The following is an 18,580-nucleotide window of genomic DNA, read 5'->3' on the forward strand; positions in this document are numbered from 1 at the left end:
CCGCGCATCGTCGCAACCGCTGTGGGGGCGCGACGAGGCCGAAAGCTCGACGCCTGGAACCAACCGATCCACAGAATTTGTACTCGGATCGAGAAGATCTTCGGCACCTGTAGCCGGATGCGATGGCGAGGGCTGGCAAAGGCGGCCGTTCAAATTCGCCGCACTGCGATCGCCTACAGTATGAAACACAGTTTGATGGTCGCCTCGTCCCCCCATCGTTGAAGCCCAGCTACCGTTTTCGGGCTAGCGCGCCCGAAATTCCTTGGAGGTCAATACGTAATGCCCTACCCGGCTTTTCGCCGCCGTCTCAAATGTGCGGTTCGCCCAAAGCCCCCGACTGCCACGAACTTTGTCTTCGCGCGGAGCGAAACCTCGCGCCCACGACTTTGTGCCGCCAATGTGCCGCGCTGCCCTGTCAAACAATCCATTTTATGGATGCACCTCATCCAAACAATCGATTTCACTGATCAAAACAATTTCCATTAGAAGACGCTGAAGCAGGCAATGATTAAGATTACTTGGTTAGCGCAAGAGAGCGGTAAGGTGGAGTTGTCGGCTTGGACCCACATGCCCGCCATTTTATCTGGGAATGGCTACGTGCCCTGTTGGCGCAGGGCAAGACGATTCTACTGGCCACCCACTTCGTGGAAGAAGCGGAGCGGCTATGCAACCGACCTGCGTGCTTGAGAACGGACGTGCGTCCTCACTCGCTGATTGATGAGCAAATCGGGTGCGACGTGATTGAAATCTATGTCGCTCACCCCGTGAGCTGAGTTCGGCACTCAGGCCGCATGTGCGACTTAGGCAGGTTAGCGGCGAGACTCTGTTTTGCTATGCCTCCAAGCAGGAGCAGGTGTGCTCGCTGGCTGACACTGTCAATGACGAGCTCCGCGCCGCATCTGTCGAAATCCTACCATAGGGTATGGGCGGGCCGCAGTTTGCTGGCGGTGTGGCGAGCCGGAGTCGAAACTTCAACTATAATAGAGCAGGAAGAAAATGGGCGAGAACAGGAAAGTTGCTCTGGTTACGGGCATAACGGGACAGGATGGTGCCTATCTTACCCGTCTTCTGCTGGAAAAAGGCTACGTCGTTCATGGGATTAAGCGACGTTCCTCTTCCTTCAACACGGGTCGCATCGAAGACATCTACCAAGACCCGCACGATCCCGATCCGCGCCTAATTTTGCATTACGGTGACCTCACTGATGCGACTAATCTCATCCGAGTAGTTCAGGAATCCCAGCCAGACGAGATTTACCACTTGGCCGCTCAGAGCCATGTCCAGGTGTCGTTCGAAACGCCGGAATACACAGCAAACGCCGACGGTATCGGAACATTGCGACTTCTTGAGGCGATCCGCCTCCTCGGTCTGAAGGACAAGACCCGCTTCTATCAGGCCTCGACTTCAGAGCTCTACGGCCTCGTGCAATCCGTACCGCAGAACGAAACAACGCCCTTTTATCCGCGCAGCCCTTACGCCGCCGCCAAGCTCTACGCCTACTGGATCGTGGTCAACTATCGCGAGGCCTATGGTATCCATGCTTCCAACGGCATTCTCTTCAATCATGAAAGCCCACTGCGCGGCGAAACTTTTGTGACGCGCAAGATCACCCGCGCCGCCGCTGCTATCTACCTCGGCAAGCAGGACAAGCTTTATCTCGGCAATCTGGATGCTCAACGCGATTGGGGCCATGCGCGTGAGTACGTGCGTGGTATGTGGATGATGATGCAGCAGGATCAACCGGATGATTACGTGCTGGCGACGGGCAAGACGACCCCTGTCCGCCAATTCGTCGAATGGGTTTTCGAAGATGTCGGCGTCGCGCTCGAATGGCGTGGTGAGGGAGTCGACGAAAAGGGCTATGATGTCGAGACCGGCAGATGCCTAGTCCAGGTAGACCCACGCTACTTCCGCCCCACGGAAGTCGATCTTCTCCTGGGCGATGCCACCAAGGCGAAGGAGAAGCTCGGCTGGGTGCATGAGACATCCGTGCGCGAGCTCGCCGCGGAAATGGTGCGGGAAGACCTCAAGGTCATGCAGACATCGGTAATCATGAAGGAAGCATAATGTACGATCTGAAGGGAAAAGCCGTGTGGGTCGCGGGCCACAAGCATGGTGGGCAGCGCTGTTGTAGGCCGCCTCGCGTCTGAAGACTGCAAAGTTATGGCCGCCCTGACGTTTCCCCCAATTCTATCCAGTCGTGAGTTCGTTTCCGGGGGTGGATTTGCCCTGATGGCCGGTGGACGCGACGGGTGCTGGCGCGGAGCGTTTCACGTTGCGCAGCGCGAGCGACCGTCGCGGGTTGAAGGTCGATGCACATTCGTTGGGTGTCTGCCATCCGATGTGCGAGTGCGGACGCGCGCCGTTGTAATCGGCGCGCCATACATTGAGCCTCGCGCGGGCCTGGGCCAGGGACGTGAACCGCGGCTCGTTGAGGAGTTCATCGCGAAGGGGGCCGTTGAAGCTCTCGCGTTAGGGTCCTAGCCAACCTCCGACTGTGAACTCGCGGAAGCGATTTACGGCAAGCGCACACAGCAGCTCGTCCACGGCGTTCGTACATGAAGTTTGGAAACTTGTAATACTGGTACACACCTCCATGGGGGAACATTATCTCCAATATCTCAGCGATTACCGGATAGCTATCTGCCTTCACCTACCTCGGCCTAGTGCAGAATCTTGGCCGAATGAACTCGGCGCTCTTGCTGCACACCAATGGTCCGTCCCGCGCGAAGTGCGATCATACCGCCGCAGCTTACCTTCAATCCGGCACTGGCGAGGATCTAGATCCAAGCCGACGGCGCCGGGCATCAAATAAAAAGCCGCCGACCGAAGCCAGCGGGCTTGATTGGGATGGCCCGCGCGGACGGTCAAGGCTGCGCCGGCCGACCATGGCGGAGGGACCACCTCGGTCAACGGCACGGCCCGATGACGGCGTGGCGATGTACCCCAACATACGGCGAGATAGAGCCTTCCGGCGTCGCGGAAAAAAAGCCCGCCGGTTTTGAGCCAGCGGGCAAGTTCTGGAGTGGCTGAGATCAACCCAGCATCAGTCAACGACCGGCGGAAGGGTTGGTTGCAGTGGATGCCAGCTAGCCGCAGCATGCTGTGAATCGTAGCAAAGTGAAAAACAAAACTCTGGACTTCTAGGTCGGACTCGCCCCAATATTTGTTTGGGGGATTCACATGAAAATTGGAGCACTCATCGCAAGTGCAGCCCTGTGCGTCAGCGGCTGCTCTACGAGCGCTGTCGTGTCGGACAGCGATCTCACGGCAATGAATACCGTTGCGCTATGTCACGTTCTCGCCAGCAGCACGGACGAACAGTATCGTAGCAGGGTAGCGGCCCTTCTAGTGCGCAGGGGCGCAACAGCAGAGAGGTGCACCAGGCTTGTGCAAACCGACAATGCTGTCGCGACAGGCATAGCGATCGCGGCTGTCGGCGGCGCAGCTGTGGGTGTCGCTGCCAACAACGGCTATGGAGGCGGAACATATTACCGGCCACCGCCACCACAAACCTATGGCGTCGCGTGGGACCAATTCTATGGCCAGAACTACAGCGTTATCTGGCGCTGCCGCGACCGGTCCACCGGGCGGTTCCTTGACGATTACTATTGCGCCGGCCTGCCCATGGTCGACAGCGCATGGCCGGGCTGGTCGGCGTAGCGGATGAGCAGGCCATACCGCAAATATCGATCCAATCGGTGGCAGAGACCCACCGGTGCCAAGCTGTGGCGGCGCCAACTTGCGAGCGTGCCGGCAATGCTCGGTCTTACGGCAGCGGCGGCGGTGGCCGCCTTCCTGGCGCCGTCGGGCGCGCAACGTAGCGACGATGCATCAAAGGCCAGCCCACAAAGGGCGGCGCCCGCCTCGCTTACCGGTGTCGCTTCCGTCATTGACGGCGATACGATCGAAATCCACGGCCAGCGCGTCCGCTTCAACGGCATCGACGCGCCAGAGAGCCGGCAGCTGTGCCGCGATGCGAATGGCGCCGAGTATCCTTGCGGCCGGCGATCGGCCGAAGCGCTGGACACTTTCCTGGCCGCGTCGAGGCCGCTCGAATGCACATTCGTGACGTGGGACCGCTACCACCGCTTTGTCGGCGATTGTCGGCGCGCCGACGGCGCGGGCGTGGCCGCCTGGATGGTCAAGCACGGCCAGGCGCTGGATTGGCCTCACTACAGCCAGGGCGCCTATGGGGGGCAGCAGGCGCAAGCCCAAGCCTCAAAGATCGGCCTGTGGGCCGGGACGTTTCAGGCACCCTGGGAATGGCGCGCTGCGCACGCCGACGGCGCGGCGCCGTCGAGTCGCCCGCTGGGCATCATCAGCCGTAAGCTGGTCGCGCAGAGCGGCTATTCTTGCGAGCCGCGGAGAACGTGCAAGCAGATCGGTTCCTGCGACGAAGCCAACTGGTACCTGCAAAACTGCTCATGGGGCGGAAAACTCGATCGCGACAAGGATGGGATCCCATGCGAAACACTCTGCTAGCTGAAATGTAACGGAGTAAGCGCGCTACGGCCTGTTCGGCTTTCCGCTTACACCGATCCAACGAAAACCATGCATGGGCGACGCGGTCTGCTAACCCCATTTTTTGACGAGGTATTCTATATCTGAAGGGCAGAAAAAGTTATTGCGACAATAGAGAGAAGAGACGCCTTAACTAAGACTTTCAAAACCGTTAAATGTATGCTGGCAGGCGATCAAGGCGTGATGTTGCCCTGTCGGGGGGGCGAGTAAAATGCAGACTGTGATGAGTCAAAAGCTGGCAAGCTATGGCCAGTGGACCTACCGTGGTGCCTGGGCCCTAGAGATTGCGGCCGCAGCGATTGGTCTTACGACAGGTGTAGCATTAGGCGTACAAGCGTTTTCTGCAAGCGAGTCTGTCACTGCAATGGATTTGACGCTCGCCAGTGCACCCTTTCTCATGGTGGCAATCGCGGAGCTCACCAAGATACCGATAGCTACACTGCTTTTCAGCGCGTCTTGGCTCTGGAAGCCCATAATCTTGGTCTTCCTCCTGGTTCTTGCAGGCATCACTTTCGAAACTGTCTTTATGGGGATGGAGAGGGCAGGCGCATTGCGTCAGCTGCGTTATGAGGAGCTCGTAAACGAGATTGATGCCCTTGAGCAGGAAGCGACAAAGCTCGCCTCTGCTGACGAACTTGGTCGAAGAGCCGATCAGGTCGATCAAGCCCGTTCCGAAATTGAGCAGCTAACCTCTCTTGCAGAAAAATCGCGTGCGACCTCTCAGTCGCAAATTGCCGAGGCCAATGCGGAATTGGAGGGAACGACAGCCCTTACTCCAGAGGCCTCGCGTGTTCGCGATCAAGTGGATGAGAAAAATGCTGTTCGATCGGCGCTGATTCAACAGCGTGATCGCGAAGTTAAAGACGCTGTCGATCAGTTTGAGCGCCAACGCGACAGCTTTGTTGAACGTATCAAGATGGCGCGCGATTCAGGCGACAGCGACTCGGCACGCAGGCTAGAATCGGAAGTGGCTAAACTTGCCAACCCCCGCACGAAAATTATCACCAAGTTCGACACTCGGATTGAGCCGCTCGATCAAGAGATTGCTGCGCTGCGCGAAAATTTCGATCGTTTGCGGGCAAATAGCCCTCCTATGACTACTGACCAGAGGCAGAAGCTTGTCGATAGGCGTTCGTCTCTGGAGCAAACGCGCGATAGTGATGCCGCGGCTTGGCAGCGTCGATTGGATGAAGCGGGCAAACGGCTCGCAGATGCCCAGGCGGCAGAAGCCAACAAGGCAAACACCTCGGCGCAAAACCAGGTCAGACAGGACCAGATTGCCAAAGCCCTCAGCGCCTTGGCCAAGGAGCGGATCCCAATGGCGCGGACAGATCAGGTCCGCCGTATTGCCTCACGGTGGTACGGCAGCAAACCTGAACTGGTGACTGAGGCACAGGCCGGAATAATCTCTGTGATTTGGTTCGGCTCGCTCGCGCTCATCGCCGCGCTCGCGGGACCAATTTCGGCAATGGTCGCTCTAGCGCTCCAGCGCATTGCCGCCCGAGAAGAGGACAATTCAGACAGCAAGATTTCCAGGCTGCTCCGCAGAATGCTTCTGAGTTGGCGGTGGCGCCGAATTCGAACGATTAAGGTACCAGTCGAAGTTATGGTCGAGAAAGAGGTTGAGAAGCGGGTTGAGGTGCCTGTGGAAAAGGTGGTCAAAGAGATCCTCTATGTTCCGCTCTTCACCGATGATCCCGAAGTCCTTCGCAAGGCCCTCGACCAGGATTTGCCGCCTGAGGTCTCAGACCTCGTGACGGTATCAATGAAGGGTCGCAAAAGTGCTCGTCCGGCATAATACCACCCTGCTTGAGCAAGCCGTCGATCTCGCCGTCAAAAGGTCAGCGATTCCAACCTTGCAGGCTCAAGCCGCGGCCCAAGAGAAGACAGCCCGAGCGACCGCCTTTCGCCGAATGGCGACTGGCGGAGCCATTGCAGTGGCGGCGGTCGGGATTGGGCTAGGCATCAATCTTGGTCTATGGGACAAAACCTTGCCGGAGCCGGCGGCTTTGCCGACCATAGAGCAGCCAAGCGATCTCACCTCCCCAAAAGATGAGCCGCCTATTCCTGTTCCAACTCCAAAGCCAACTCAGGAGCAGGCGCCCCAGGCTGACGTCCCTACCAAGCCTGACGTGGTGACCGTCGACTTCAACAAGTTCGCCACCAAGAACGTCGAGTTCCAAGGCACCACTTGGGAGTTAATCACAGGTCACCACTTCAAGGATGAGAACGACCAAACCTGGGACCGAGCGTGGTGTTACTCTCGGCGGAGTGTGAACGGCGTAGACGTAAATGTATCATTGGCAGCTCGTTCTGCACCGACAGCGCCACCAGCCGGGCCTGGCGCTGCTGCTCAGACGCTTCAGTTGGTCGGCCTTAATGATTCATCCGCCGTCGATCTTGCAACAAGATGCGCGTGGCTGGATGGTCGCACATTTGCGTCTTCAGACATCATTCCTGACTCGTCACGAGAGCAGGCCGCAACTGTCCCCGCAGAAACTCCTGCGACAGAGGTCGATCCAGATAGTGGATTTGTTGTCGTGTCCGGGTGGGACGCGATCGGAAACGACCTGCCGGATATGCCAATTAGGAACGTGAGTTCTGAGCAGTGTCAAACCGCCTGCGACACCGACTTCAGGTGTCTAGCGGTTACTTATAACACAAAATTTCGAGCTTGTTTCATGAAAGGGGACGCATCGCTACTGGTCAAAAGCGAAGAGTCGATCATGGCCGCAAAAAAAGTGGTCGAGAGCAATTTGCGCTACTCGAATTTGGTGTTCGCCACAAAAACGGAAATTTCTGGCAACGCCTATTGGACCTCTCCGCTCCGATATCCAGACTGCATACTGCAATGTGCAAACGACAAATCCTGCTTAGGGTTCAATTTCCGCAAAAAAGAAAGTGCGTGTGTCCTTTTCAACAGCATAACCCAATCCGCTGATAACGCAGCGGTCGCATCTGGCATCAAGAGCGTCGCCAACTAAAGTTGAAGCGAAGAACCTATCCTCAAGGAGCGATTGAAACCAAGCCGCTTGTCAAAGAAAGTGGCTAGCAAAATTCCACGATAACCTTTGGGTTAGCGGCAGGAATGTTCTTCGACGAAGCTCCAGCAGAATGCAAAGTGGAGCCAACTGAGGCATCTCAGAGAAAGAATTGTCGTCGGCGCATTGCGGGACCGTCTGACTGAATGTCAAAATGGGGCCCGTGAGCGGACTGTCCGGTGCTGGCTTCGATATGCGATAGTTTGACGTTCGCCTCCCAACTTCATTGTCGCCTTTTGGGAGCTTCCGTGAAAGCAGGCATACCTACGCCAGCGCGGGACTCGTATCGATTGCAGTCATCTCCGAATGAGAGCCTAGGAACAAAACAAAAACAAGGATGTGGATAACTGCTACTGAGCGTTTTTCTTCGACAAACTCGTAGCAAGAATCTTAGATAATAATTGAGGAACGTGGGAGCGGGATGATACGGGATACGGTTTTTATCAGCCATGCGACTCCTGACGACAATATGTTCGTCAGGTGGCTCGGCGCGCGGCTGAGCGGGCATGGATATCGCGTCTGGGCAGACCTGTTCGAATTGAAGGGAGGGACCCCTTTCTGGGTCACGATCGAAGAGGCACTGCGCCAGCGGGCAATCAAAGTCATCTTCGTCGTTTCCCGCCAGAGCGTAGACCCAGCGCGATCGGGAGTCCGCAACGAGCTCTCGGTCGCGGATGCTCTCAAGAAATCCTTGCGCGATCCAGATTTCATCATTCCGGTGCGGGTAGATGATGTCCCGTTCGGCGAATTTCCGATCCAGGTCCACCAGCTCAACGCAATCGACTTTTCGCGCGATTGGGGCGCCCGATTTATCGAGCTGCTGGATACTCTTGAGGCGGCCAACGTTCCGCGGAATCAGAACGATCGCACCGCCGAATTCGAGGCCTGGCGAGACGGTTTTACCAGCAAAGCCGTTTTCGTCGAAGAGGCCGAAGAACGGGTCCTGACTAACTGGTTGCCCATCGCGGCGCTGCCGAGTTCCGTGAATTTCTACGAGTATGCGGGTTCCGAAGATGTGATCAGGAAGGCGTTGCAGGGTGCGGGGCTGCCGCATCGGCCTTTCCACAGGCTAATCATATCTTTTCTCGACCTGGCCAGCCTGCAATCCAGCATGCTGCCGTCCAACACGCTCTTGTTCCGGGCACAGGTGCCGCTGGCAGATTTTCTGTCAGGCAAGACGGCGGCTGTCACTTCACCGCGCGCTGCGGACGCGCGAAATATCGCCACCCATCTTCTGCGCGAGCATGTTGAAAGCCATCTCGTTAGCCGCGGGCTCAAACGTTACGAAACGTCGTCCGGCGCCGCATATTATTTCCCCAAAGGTTTGGTCACGAACGACAAGGTCGCGTATCTGGCCGCGTCGGGTAAAGCCGCGAGGAAAAATGTCGTCGGCCGGAGCGAGCGACATAAGGTGTTCTGGCATCTAGCCATGAAGGTCAACCTCACACTGGGCGAAACGCCATTCGTGCGCTTCAAGCCCTATATCTGCTTTTCCGAAGAAGGCCTCGCTGCCATCGCCGATGCAAAGAAGACGTCGGCGATCCGTCGGCGGTTCTGCATGAACTGGTGGAACAAGCACTGGCGGCAATTGCAGCAGGCTTTCTGCGCGTTCCTTGTCGCTGACGGTCAGAACATCCCCATCAGCCTTGGCGCTCAGGGGTTGGTCCTGAACGGGTCCCTGCTTGAGCTGCCGGCCGCGCGCCGGATGTCGGACGATCTGGCGCTGTTGGAACCGGAGGATGCAGAAGACCCCGCCGAGTCGGAAATTGACGAGTACGGTGATGACGACTTCTTACTTGAGGAGGCCGACGAGGATGCATCGGAGGCGGCGGAATGAAAGGGTGGCGTCTGGTCCATATTGACGAGCCGCAGCTGGCATTCGGTTTTGGCCAGAAAGCGGAACATCCGAAAGATGGCCTGTTCCTGTTCGGCCCGCCGGCCTCCAACCAGAATCCGGCACGCATGGATATCGGCATCATCGGCACCACTCGGGCGACGGCGATCTATGAAAGCTGGGTCCAGTCGATCCAGGCGACGATTGCCGAAGCGGAAAAAGGGAAACCCGAGAACAAGATGATGTGGCCAGGTTTTCAGGCCGTCTTCGGCATTCCTTGGCCCGCCAAGCCCTTCGCCTTTTGCCAGATCGACGGCGCAGAACTCAGCCGCCGGATACGCGGCGCTGACCGCCATGAGGCGATCTATAAGGCGGTTGACCTGTATGAAGAAGCCCTGCGCCGCTACATGCGGGAAGAAGAAGCACGGCCGCAGCTATGGTACGCGATCGTTCCCGAGGAAGTCTTCCGTTACGGGCGGCCGCAATCGAGTGTACCACGCGATATTCGCGAGCCCGCAAAGGGAGGGCTAGGTAAGCGTGTAGCGCAAAGGATCCTTCGTGAAGGTTCCCTCTTTCCCGAAGAGGTCGAGGCCGCTGCAATCTATGAGTACGAGCTCAATTTTCACAACCAGTTGAAGGCGCGGCTCCTCGATACAAAACAGGTGATCCAAGTGGTTCGCGAGACGACGCTCGCGCCGCTCCTCGCTGAAGAAGACAGCCGGCGATCGTTGCAGGATCCCGCTTCGGTCGCATGGAATCTCACCACGACGAGCTTCTACAAGTCCGGCGGGCGGCCGTGGCGTATCGCCGATGTGCGCGAAGATGTCTGTTATGTCGGACTGGTCTACAAGCTGATCGAAAATGCCAAAGGGCGCGACAATGCCTGTTGCGGCGCTCAGATGTTCCTTGCCAGTGGGGATGGCGTCGTTTTCAAAGGCGCGGTGGGCCCTTGGTATTCACAGGCCAACGACCAGTACCAGCTCTCGAAGGCGAAAGCAGCCGAACTCATGGATATGGTCGTCAAGGCTTACAAAGAGATGCACGGTAATCCGCCCGCAGAGCTTTTCATCCACGGCCAGGCAGCCTTCGGCGACGATGAGTGGTCCGGCTTTGCAAGCACGGTGCCGGAAGGCACCAAACTCGTCGGCGTGCGCATCAAGAGGCAGACCGAGATCAAACTGTTTCGCTTTGGTGACCGTCCCGTATTGCGGGGGACGGCCATGATTGCAGGGACCCGAAAGGCCTATCTTTGGAGCGCCGGATTCACACCTCGTCTCAACACCTATCCCGGCCGGGAGGTGCCCAACCCGCTCACCGTGGACATCGTTCGCGGCGAGGCTGATATTGAACGCGTTCTCGCCGACTCTTCTGGCGCTAACCAAGCTAAACTTCAACAATGCCGGATTCTCGGATGGACTCCCGGTGACACTGCGGTTTGCGGACTTAGTCGGTGAAATTTTGACAGCCGGGCCAACCGACAACACACCGCCGCTACCATTCAAGTACTACATCTAGGTCTGTCTTTGGCCCATGGGATATCAATTCCAAGAGCGCTGACAGGTGCTGAAGTAAATACTGGCCCGACCATTGGGGCTTCGTGCCAAGACGCGCGGCGCGTGAAACAGGTGAGAAAGTGCAGCGGCTTTTTCCGACACTCGATCAGATATCTCAGGAATATGTCCTCGTTCAGGCTTGGAAAAAGGCGGCTGGCTACATCCGCTATCACAACTGGTTCTCCGACACCCTAGAGCTCGACCGGGCCGCCGCGGACCTTCCGAATTTCATATCCCGACTATCGAGGCGTCTCCGATCGGGACATTACGAAACCGACGAGCTGAAACTCGTTCCCGCTCCTAAGAGCCAGCGCTGGCAGCTCGACGCCCAGGGGCTCTGGAAACCCACTCGATCCGGACCAACGAAGACGCGGCCGCTCGCCCACGTCTCGCTAGCCGACCAGGTTGCCGCGACGGCGCTTCTCCTTTGCCTGAGCGAACGGGCTGAAACCGCGCAAGGAGACCCTCGTGGGAACGTCGGATCCCCCGCAGTCCGACGGTCAGTGATGTCCTACGGCAATCGGCTATTCTGCGATCGCGCGGAGGCAGGTGACCGCCTGGTCCATCGTTGGGGCTCCTCCAAGCTCTATCGCGCTTATTTTCAGGATTACCGGTCCTTTCTCCACCGGCCAGAATTGGTTGCGGCAACCCTCGTTGACGAGGATCGTATCCTGATCGTCCAGACCGACCTGATGCAGTTCTATGATCGGGTGACGCCCGAACTTCTAAACTCCAAGATTCGGACGCTGCAGGCTCCCGACGACGACGGGGGGTTCTTCGATCTTGCCAGCCAAGTGCTCAATTGGTCTTGGGGCGGCGCCGATCAGCGCCGGTTCGAAAGCTACAAGCAGGGTGCCTCGATACCAGAGTTCGACGGCGTCTCCCTTCCTCAGGGGCTAGTGGCAGCCGGATTCTTCTCGAACATAGTGCTTCTGGCTTTCGACCAGACCGTGCTGGGCCAGCTTGGGCGGGAGATAGCCAACGGAGTCTGGCTCCAGGACGCATGTCGGTACGTCGACGACATTAGGCTAACCATCACCGTGGCGCCTGGAGTTTCGCAAGCAGAGGCTCAGACACGCGTTTTTGCCTGGCTGCAGGAAACGCTCACGAACACCAGTCCAGCCCTGGAACTCGCTCCCGAAAAGACCTCCACGGCCTCGGTGGGCGGCGAGCAGACGCCTCTCGTTCGCCAGTCCCGAAAGATGGAGCGCATTCAGACTGCAATCTCCGGCGGGTTCGACGCAAGCGGCGGTGAAGAAGTAATACAGGCGATCGAAGCGCTGGTCAGGTCCCAACTGAATCTCAATGACACCGAGCGGGCGTCGGGCCCTGCTAGCCTGAGGGCAGTGCCTGACGTCAAGGACGAGACGATCGGCAGGTTCGCCGCGGGTCGCTTTAGAAAGACCTTCCGTTCTCTCAGACCGCTCCTCGACGATCGCCCCTTCATGGATCTCCCCGAGTTCGGCGAAGAGACGTTCCGGCGTACCCGGCTTTCGCAGGCGGAACTGGACGATGAAGCGCACGCTTTCGCACTGATCCTCGTTGAGCGGTGGATTTCCGATCCATCCAATGTGCGACTGCTTCGTGTCGCCCTGGACCTTTGGCCCTCTCCCGAGATGTTGGCCGAGGTGCTAAAGCTCATCGATCCCTATCTGGACGGGCGTATCAAGACGGCCGGCAGCCGTCGGATCGCCTACTACTGCCTCGCGGAGATCTTTCGTGCTGGAGCCACGGAGACCGGCTTCGTCGATGATCTCGAATGCCTTCCGGCTTCGGTTGATGTCGCTGGATACCGGTCATTTCTCCTGAAGTCCGCAATCCGGGTGGCCAACGGCGAAGCGACGCAGGTACCATGGTACCTCACCCAGCAGGCTCTCCTCTACATTGCCGTACATAACCCTCAGTCGATACGTCCGCCCAAACTTCTGAAGACCAATCGACAATATTGGAGGCTCCTCTCCTTCTTGACGGGAAGACGAGAACCATCGTCGGAACGGGAATATGCGATACTCGCAGTCGTCATCCGTCGGTCTTTCTTGGGCAAAGGACAGGCTGTGGAACTGGTCGGAAGGACGCTGACTCCGGATAGGTTTGCTGAGATTGCTGCCCGGGACATCGAATTCGCTCGGGACCTGTTCCGCACCGTCGACCGGCAATTCACCATGCCAGCGGGAATCGCCGAGGATTTGGGGGCCATCGAGTGGTCGAGTTCGCCCGACATGCATTCCTTGCAGTCGTACGTTCAGGACAAGGGACCGCTGAATCCGCTGCGAAACGAGATAGGCGTTCTGAGCTTCGCCGAGAAGTTCATCGAGCATATCGCGCAGGGAAACGTGCCGGATGTCGTAACGCCCTCCACAACGCAGATCGCGGTGAGTGATGTCGGGAAATATGTCCGTGTGGATCAGGTAGTCTTCAGATCCGCTCAGATCACCCAAGCCTACAGGTCGATCTACACGGCTCCCTCATGGGCCCCGGACTCCCAACGCTGGAGGTTTCAGCTCGGTTATCTGATGCGCTTCATTTTGACGGCTAGGATAGATTTCAGCCTTCCAGTTCGGCCTTCGTCGTGGAGGGAAGCAGAGCCCGTCTATCGACCCACAAGGGGGCATTGGTTCCAGAGGCAGTACGGGTTCTACAATGGACACGAGGCGTTCGGCGACGACTGGCTTCCAATATCTCAATTCACACAGGATCTTCTGTTCGACCTTCTGATCTGGCCGGGCTGCCGCACCAGCAAGTCCGAGGCGGATCAGCTTTCTCTTGGTGAGACAGCATCTCGGATCCGCACCGCGCTGACCAACGCCTACGCCGCAGTCGGCTCGGCAACGGGCACGCTTATGCTCAAGGTGAATGCGCCGATCCCGGGTACGGCACTTAAGGGTCGGCCGCTCCGGGCATGCGTCGTCCAATCGATCATGCCCGAGAAGAATGATTTCTCAACGGCCGATCTCGAAATGCGCTCGCGCGCTGTTCGGCGGAAACACCGGAGGCATCTGTCGACGGCACTGGCCGCAGTGGAAAAAATGCTGGACCTGCGCGAAACCCACAAACCAGCGAACAAGCGCCTGGACTGGCTGATCCTACCAGAGCTGTCGGTACATCCGGATGATGTGGCCACTCACCTCATTCCGTTCGCTCGAGCGTTCAAGACCGCTATTTTGGCCGGAATGGTCTACGAACGCGTCGTTCCTGGCCAGCCGCTGATCAATTCCGCTCTGTGGATCATACCGAGAATGGTGGAGGGTCAGGGCCTGCAGACCATCATCAGGCGGCAAGGGAAGCAGCACCTTTCTCCGATGGAGCTGCCGTTCAATTCGCCAGTTGAATTGGTAACTGGATTCCGGCCGTGCCAATGGCTGGTCGGGTACGAATGGTCAAATAATCCGGCCAGTGATCCGCTGTGGCTCACAGCGTCCATCTGCTACGATGCAACCGATCTGAGGTTAGCAAGTGATCTTCGCGATCGGTCAGACGTTTTCGCGATCCCGGCGCTGAATCTCGATGTGGGCACCTTCGATCAGATGGCGCAGGCGCTGCACTATCATATGTACCAGCTCGTCCTGATCGCAAACAACGGAGCCTATGGAGGAAGCAACGCCCATGTCCCCAAGGGGGGAGCCTATGAGCGACAGGTGTTCCACACCCACGGTCAGCCCCAAGCCACGATATCGTTCTTCGAGATCGATAACATCGAAGGCATGAAGGGGCGGCGTCTGCTTGGCGAGGGTAAGCAAGATGGCTGGAAGTATCCGCCCGCAGGCTATTTGCGATAGAGAATGCGAGGTGCAGACACTACAACGCGATTCAGAAGGTAATACGAACCGCTTCCCGACGTCCGGCTCAACTCCAGTCAAACGAGCGCGCGCCAATAGAGTCGCGGCACACCTGCGTATGCTCATTCGGTCATGGACATGTCCGCTTCCGGCGTCAGTACGAACGATCTCGAATGGCTGTTTTGCGGCGCAGAGCCGGCATTGGTTCGGGGCAGATCAGCTCGTCTATTGTGCCCTATTTTTCGGCTTGCCGCCGGCAAGTTGCTTCAATGCATTCGCCCGCCTAGAAAGGTGCCCCCTCGGACTCACTGGTCGCTGTCACTTATTCGGACCCTGAAATTGCCTGCCGCCGCGATTTCTCTGACTTGTCGACGACAGGGAGCCCTTCCTTTCTGGCCTTGGCAAACGCTCGATCGCTCTCCAGGAACTCCGCCAGCATGAACGGGATCAGTTCCGCTACCGATTCGGACTCGCCATAGGTCTGACGATAAAGGGCCGCATAGTCCTTCAGTGCTTGGTTCAGGTCTGCACTTACGCTTATGGTGATCTTCGAAGGTGTCCGATCCGGAAGTTTGCCGAGTTTCAGATTGGTCATGATGACTCCAGTCAATTCGGGTACGGCCGTAGCACAAGATCCTTGTGCACGATGACGCGCAGTGGCCAACCAGGGCGGACGGTGATCGTGGGCTGAATATTGAGGTTCTTCTCGGTGATGCGCTGGCCAGCTTGACTAACGTTCTGCTGAGCGGATTCGCGGATTGCTTTGACCAGGTCGCTTTCGTCTTGCCCGAGGCTCAGCTCCGTGCCGACCCCCAGCAACGTGGCCAGCGCAACGCCTTTCATCAGCTGCCAGGTGTGGAAATCCACCTTGTCCTCAAGCCCGGCATAGCCGGCGGTGTCCGTCGCCGGCAGATTGTCGATTTCGATCGAAGAGCCGTCGGGCAGCAGTATCCGTTGCCAGACCAGCAGCGCGCGCCTTTGTCCAAAGGCAACAACGCTGTCATAGGTGCCAATCAGGCGAGAGCCTTGCGGAATGAGCAAGGTGCTGCCGGTGACTGTGTCGTGCACATTCTCGGTGACCTGTGCGACGACGAGGCCGGGCAAGTCGGAATTGATGCCAGTGATCAGGCTCGCTGCGATGACGCTGCCGGCCATCAGCTGATACGGCGAAGCCGGCGTCTGCAGTGCATGCAGATTGTAGATTCCACTTGTGTTCCGCTGGCTGACAAAATCGAGCTTGCGCTGTTGATTGTTTTGGTCGCCCTCGGCCGGTGCAACGGAAGCTGAATCGCGTGCGGCATTGGATTGTGGAGCCGTTCCATCAAAGGGTGGACGCCCGCCCTGCCCGTTGCCGGCGGCATCCGCTTGCCGGGGTCGATTTTCGATCCGGAAGAAGACTTGCGATTCGCGCGCCTCGATCGCCTGCTGTGCAAGGCGCTGCTCCTCCGCCGAAACCTCCTGGCCCGGCGCGATGCCCAGCTGGCGTTGGTGCTCAAGGATGGGGCGGCCGAGGTCGCCGGGCAGCGGTGGTCCAAGCACCGGAGGCTTGGGCTTGATCCCGGAATAGTCCTTAGGCAGCCTTTCAATTGCCTCCGCGGTTGGCTTCCGCTCAGTGTTGTAAAGCTCTTCAGCCTGCTCTTTGATGCGCAGCGCCGGTCCCTGCAGCGCCATCATGGTGACGCCTAGAACGGTCCCGGAACCAACAGCAGCAATGGCGACAATAATGCCGCGCTTGAAGCGCACAGCGCGGCGAGGCGAGGCCCGCAGCTGCAGCTGTTCTGGATCGAGTTTCGGTGAAGCATCGGAGCGGGAAGTATCCGTCATGGGCCGTCCCTCACCTGCTGGAACGCGAAAAGAGCAATTTCCGCAGCGGCGCTTGCCTGCCGTCGGTCCTCGTGATGCGCACCACCTGTTGCTGCTTGGCGCCGAGGCGCAGTTCGGCCGCGGCGAAGAGGCGATCGACAATGTAATAGTTGCCGCGTATGCGGTAGTTGACGAGCTGGTTGTCCCCGTCAGCACCGACGATGAAGAGCGGCGGGGCCTCACCCTGATCGATGCGGCGCGGAAACTCGATGTAGACCTTGCTGCCATCATCGAACGCGCGCGTCGGCCTCCAGGGCGGCATGTCGCCGGTAATCGAATAGCGGAAGCGAATATTTTCGAGAGCCACATTCGACGCCACTGGCATAGCAGCCTCGGCCTGCGCATCGCGCCGGCGTAGCGCGATAATCTGGTCCTCGCTGTAGGTCCAGGAGATTGCCGCCATGGCGGTCTTATCCGTGCTTTGAAGCTGCAAGTGATAGCTTCGCCGGTCCGTGGTGATCACCAGATTGGTGGCAAGTCCTGGCGCGAAGGGCTTCACCAGCACATGGGTGCGCTGGTCATCGCCGGAGCCACTGACGGTGTCGCCAATTACCCAGCGCACTGTATCGCCGGCCGACACGGATTGGAGTTTCTCGCCTGACTGCAGAGCGATATCGCTGACGCGCTCCGGTGCGGCATAGAGCTGGTAGAGCGCGCCTTCGGCAAAGGGGTAAACCTGCACCGCATTCACATAGCCATATTTGGTGGGTTGCTGCGTCGCCGCCTTGTTGGCATCGGCGACACGTTCTTCAGGCGAGCGCCTGTCTTCAGCAGCCTTGCCCGGCTCGGGCTGCAACTGGCCGGGCAGCGGTAGCGGTTTCGGCACTTCCACGACTTTGACGGGCTTCTCCGGCGCCTTCTCGATTGCCGCCGGTTGGAACTTGGCAGCATCATAGGAAATCTGAGGTAGCGGCACCGGCTTCGAGGCACAGGCGGAGATGACCGCAGCCGACGTCGACAGGACCAGCGCAGTGCGGAGCGACGAGAGTCTATTTATCATTGGCGGGCTCCTTTGGGGGAACGGAAGTCTGCGCGGCACTGTCGAGCTCGCGCGACCAGTCGATGGCATTGATGAAGACGCCGAGCGGGTTTTTGCGCAGCTGATCGGTATTGTTCGGCGGCCGGATCACAATGGTGAGGATCCCGGTCCAACGCGTTGTGCTGGCGAGGCTGCCGCGCTCAAAGACCTGCTCGGTCCATTTGACTTGAAAGGAGCTGTCGGACGCTCGAACCACGCTCGTCACCTGCACCGAGACGCTGCGCGTGCCGATCTTGCCGAACGGGTCGTTGGCCTTAGCGTACTCGTTGAGAAAGAGGGCTCCGCGGTCGGTGGCAAAGTCGTAGGCCGAGAGCCAATTCTGCCGCACCAGCACCGCATCGGTGGAAACAGAGCGGACATTCTGGATGAAGCGGCCGAGATGCCAGGCGATCTGGGCATCGGTGGGCTCGTAGTCCCGGATTGCTGGAGCGACGGCGCGCGCCTCGCCGAAACGATCAACCTCGACGACATAGGGCACGACGCGGCCCTGCATCGACTGCCACAAGAGTCCACCAGAGAGCCCGGTGGCCAGAGCGAGGCAGCCAAAGGCCATCAGGCGCCAGTTCCTTGCCTGCACGCGCGCAGTGCCGATGCGCTCGTCCCAAAGTTGGGCGGCCTTCTGGTATGGTGTGACGGGGTGGGGCGTCTTCCCGTAACGCTGAACAGGTCGCTTGAAGAGCATCTAGTCTTCCTTATCGTTGAGAGAGGGGTTGGCGCCGCTTCCACCCCGATCGCCATCGCGGACGGCCTGCGTGGCGGCGTGGCGATGGGCGCGCGCGGTCTGTTCGGAACGCAAGCGCCTCGCCCACGCCGGCGCGGCATTGGCACCTGACGCGGCAGGGTTTCCGGTCATTGATGCGGTCGGCGTGCCGCCCGTCGCGGTCCAGGCGGCATCGCGGCCGGCATCGGCGCTGCGCCGGAATGGTTCTGTTGCAGATCGCATTCCCCGA

The 18,580-nt window shown here is 58.7% G+C and carries 12 protein-coding genes and 3 pseudogenes; 9 read left to right on the forward strand and 6 right to left on the reverse strand.

The features are described from left to right. Positions 1–554: 554 nt before the first annotated feature. Both X773_RS78570 and gmd read left to right on the forward strand, forming a co-directional pair. Positions 555–856, forward strand: a pseudogene (locus X773_RS78570) (nodulation factor ABC transporter ATP-binding protein NodI); the annotation flags it as partial. Between the two features lie 140 nt (positions 857–996). Continuing rightward, positions 997–2,067 carry a GDP-mannose 4,6-dehydratase gene (gene gmd, locus X773_RS0139600; protein ID WP_031212904.1) on the forward strand — a complete coding sequence of 357 codons (1,071 nt, stop codon included), beginning with the start codon at positions 997–999 and terminating at the stop codon, positions 2,065–2,067. A gap of 123 nt (positions 2,068–2,190) precedes the next feature. On the opposite strand, the pseudogene X773_RS75500 reads toward gmd, so the two are convergent. Next, positions 2,191–2,469 (reverse strand): annotated as a pseudogene (locus X773_RS75500) (transposase); the annotation flags it as partial. Between the two features lie 921 nt (positions 2,470–3,390). Between X773_RS75500 and X773_RS69860 the strand changes: the two are divergent. The 7 genes from X773_RS69860 (at position 3,391) to X773_RS69885 (ending at position 14,728) form a co-directional block, all read left to right on the forward strand. Next, a complete protein-coding gene (locus tag X773_RS69860; protein WP_023680062.1) occupies positions 3,391–3,663 on the forward strand; it encodes a hypothetical protein in 273 nt (90 codons plus the stop codon). Between the two features lie 123 nt (positions 3,664–3,786). After that, on the forward strand, positions 3,787–4,485 hold the full coding sequence (locus X773_RS75505; RefSeq protein ID WP_245274837.1) for a thermonuclease family protein: 699 nt from the start codon (positions 3,787–3,789) through the stop codon (positions 4,483–4,485). 250 nt (positions 4,486–4,735) lie between these two features. After that, the gene (locus tag X773_RS69865; RefSeq protein WP_031212908.1) at positions 4,736–6,322 is read left to right on the forward strand and encodes a hypothetical protein; all 1,587 of its coding nucleotides are present in this window, start codon (positions 4,736–4,738) and stop codon (positions 6,320–6,322) included. After that, positions 6,306–7,508 (forward strand): PAN domain-containing protein, encoded by a 1,203-nt coding sequence (locus X773_RS69870; RefSeq protein WP_023680065.1) that lies wholly within the window; start codon positions 6,306–6,308, stop codon positions 7,506–7,508. Before X773_RS69865 ends, X773_RS69870 begins: the two co-directional genes overlap by 17 nt. Before the next feature lie 478 nt (positions 7,509–7,986). Beyond that, positions 7,987–9,402 (forward strand): toll/interleukin-1 receptor domain-containing protein, encoded by a 1,416-nt coding sequence (locus X773_RS69875; protein ID WP_023680066.1) that lies wholly within the window; start codon positions 7,987–7,989, stop codon positions 9,400–9,402. Continuing rightward, a complete protein-coding gene (locus X773_RS69880) occupies positions 9,399–10,853 on the forward strand; it encodes a hypothetical protein (RefSeq protein ID WP_023680067.1) in 1,455 nt (484 codons plus the stop codon). Before X773_RS69875 ends, X773_RS69880 begins: the two co-directional genes overlap by 4 nt. A 179-nt stretch (positions 10,854–11,032) precedes the next feature. Further along, the gene (locus X773_RS69885; RefSeq protein ID WP_031212911.1) at positions 11,033–14,728 is read left to right on the forward strand and encodes a hypothetical protein; all 3,696 of its coding nucleotides are present in this window, start codon (positions 11,033–11,035) and stop codon (positions 14,726–14,728) included. A 322-nt stretch (positions 14,729–15,050) separates the two neighbouring features. Here X773_RS69885 and X773_RS69890 read toward each other — a convergent pair whose 3' ends face one another. The 5 genes and pseudogenes from X773_RS69890 to X773_RS77850 all read right to left on the reverse strand — a co-directional run. Continuing rightward, entirely contained in the window at positions 15,051–15,323 is a 273-nt protein-coding gene (locus tag X773_RS69890) for a DUF2274 domain-containing protein (RefSeq protein ID WP_023680069.1), read from the reverse strand. 11 nt (positions 15,324–15,334) lie between these two features. Continuing rightward, entirely contained in the window at positions 15,335–16,552 is a 1,218-nt protein-coding gene (locus X773_RS69895; protein ID WP_023680070.1) for a TrbI/VirB10 family protein, read from the reverse strand. A 10-nt stretch (positions 16,553–16,562) separates the two neighbouring features. After that, positions 16,563–17,591, reverse strand: a complete 1,029-nt coding sequence (gene trbG, locus X773_RS69900) for a P-type conjugative transfer protein TrbG (RefSeq protein ID WP_023680071.1) — start codon at positions 17,589–17,591, stop codon at positions 16,563–16,565. After that, a complete protein-coding gene (gene trbF, locus X773_RS69905) occupies positions 17,581–18,312 on the reverse strand; it encodes a conjugal transfer protein TrbF (RefSeq protein ID WP_031212913.1) in 732 nt (243 codons plus the stop codon). Before trbF ends, trbG begins: the two co-directional genes overlap by 11 nt. Next, positions 18,313–18,580, reverse strand: a pseudogene (locus tag X773_RS77850) (P-type conjugative transfer protein TrbL); the annotation flags it as partial.

Origin of the sequence: Mesorhizobium sp. LSJC280B00, from assembly GCF_000502835.1 — a bacterium.
Lineage (GTDB): Bacteria > Pseudomonadota > Alphaproteobacteria > Rhizobiales > Rhizobiaceae > Mesorhizobium.

Coding starts and splice junctions, on each gene's coding strand:
- X773_RS69895 (WP_023680070.1), bottom strand. CDS start 16,552: ATGACGGATACTTCCCGCTCCGATGCTTCACCGAAACTCGATCCAGAA.
- trbF (WP_031212913.1), bottom strand. CDS start 18,312: ATGCTCTTCAAGCGACCTGTTCAGCGTTACGGGAAGACGCCCCACCCC.
- X773_RS69890 (WP_023680069.1), bottom strand. CDS start 15,323: ATGACCAATCTGAAACTCGGCAAACTTCCGGATCGGACACCTTCGAAG.
- trbG (WP_023680071.1), bottom strand. CDS start 17,591: ATGATAAATAGACTCTCGTCGCTCCGCACTGCGCTGGTCCTGTCGACG.
- gmd (WP_031212904.1), top strand. CDS start 997: ATGGGCGAGAACAGGAAAGTTGCTCTGGTTACGGGCATAACGGGACAG.
- X773_RS69875 (WP_023680066.1), top strand. CDS start 7,987: ATGATACGGGATACGGTTTTTATCAGCCATGCGACTCCTGACGACAAT.
- X773_RS69880 (WP_023680067.1), top strand. CDS start 9,399: ATGAAAGGGTGGCGTCTGGTCCATATTGACGAGCCGCAGCTGGCATTC.
- X773_RS69865 (WP_031212908.1), top strand. CDS start 4,736: ATGCAGACTGTGATGAGTCAAAAGCTGGCAAGCTATGGCCAGTGGACC.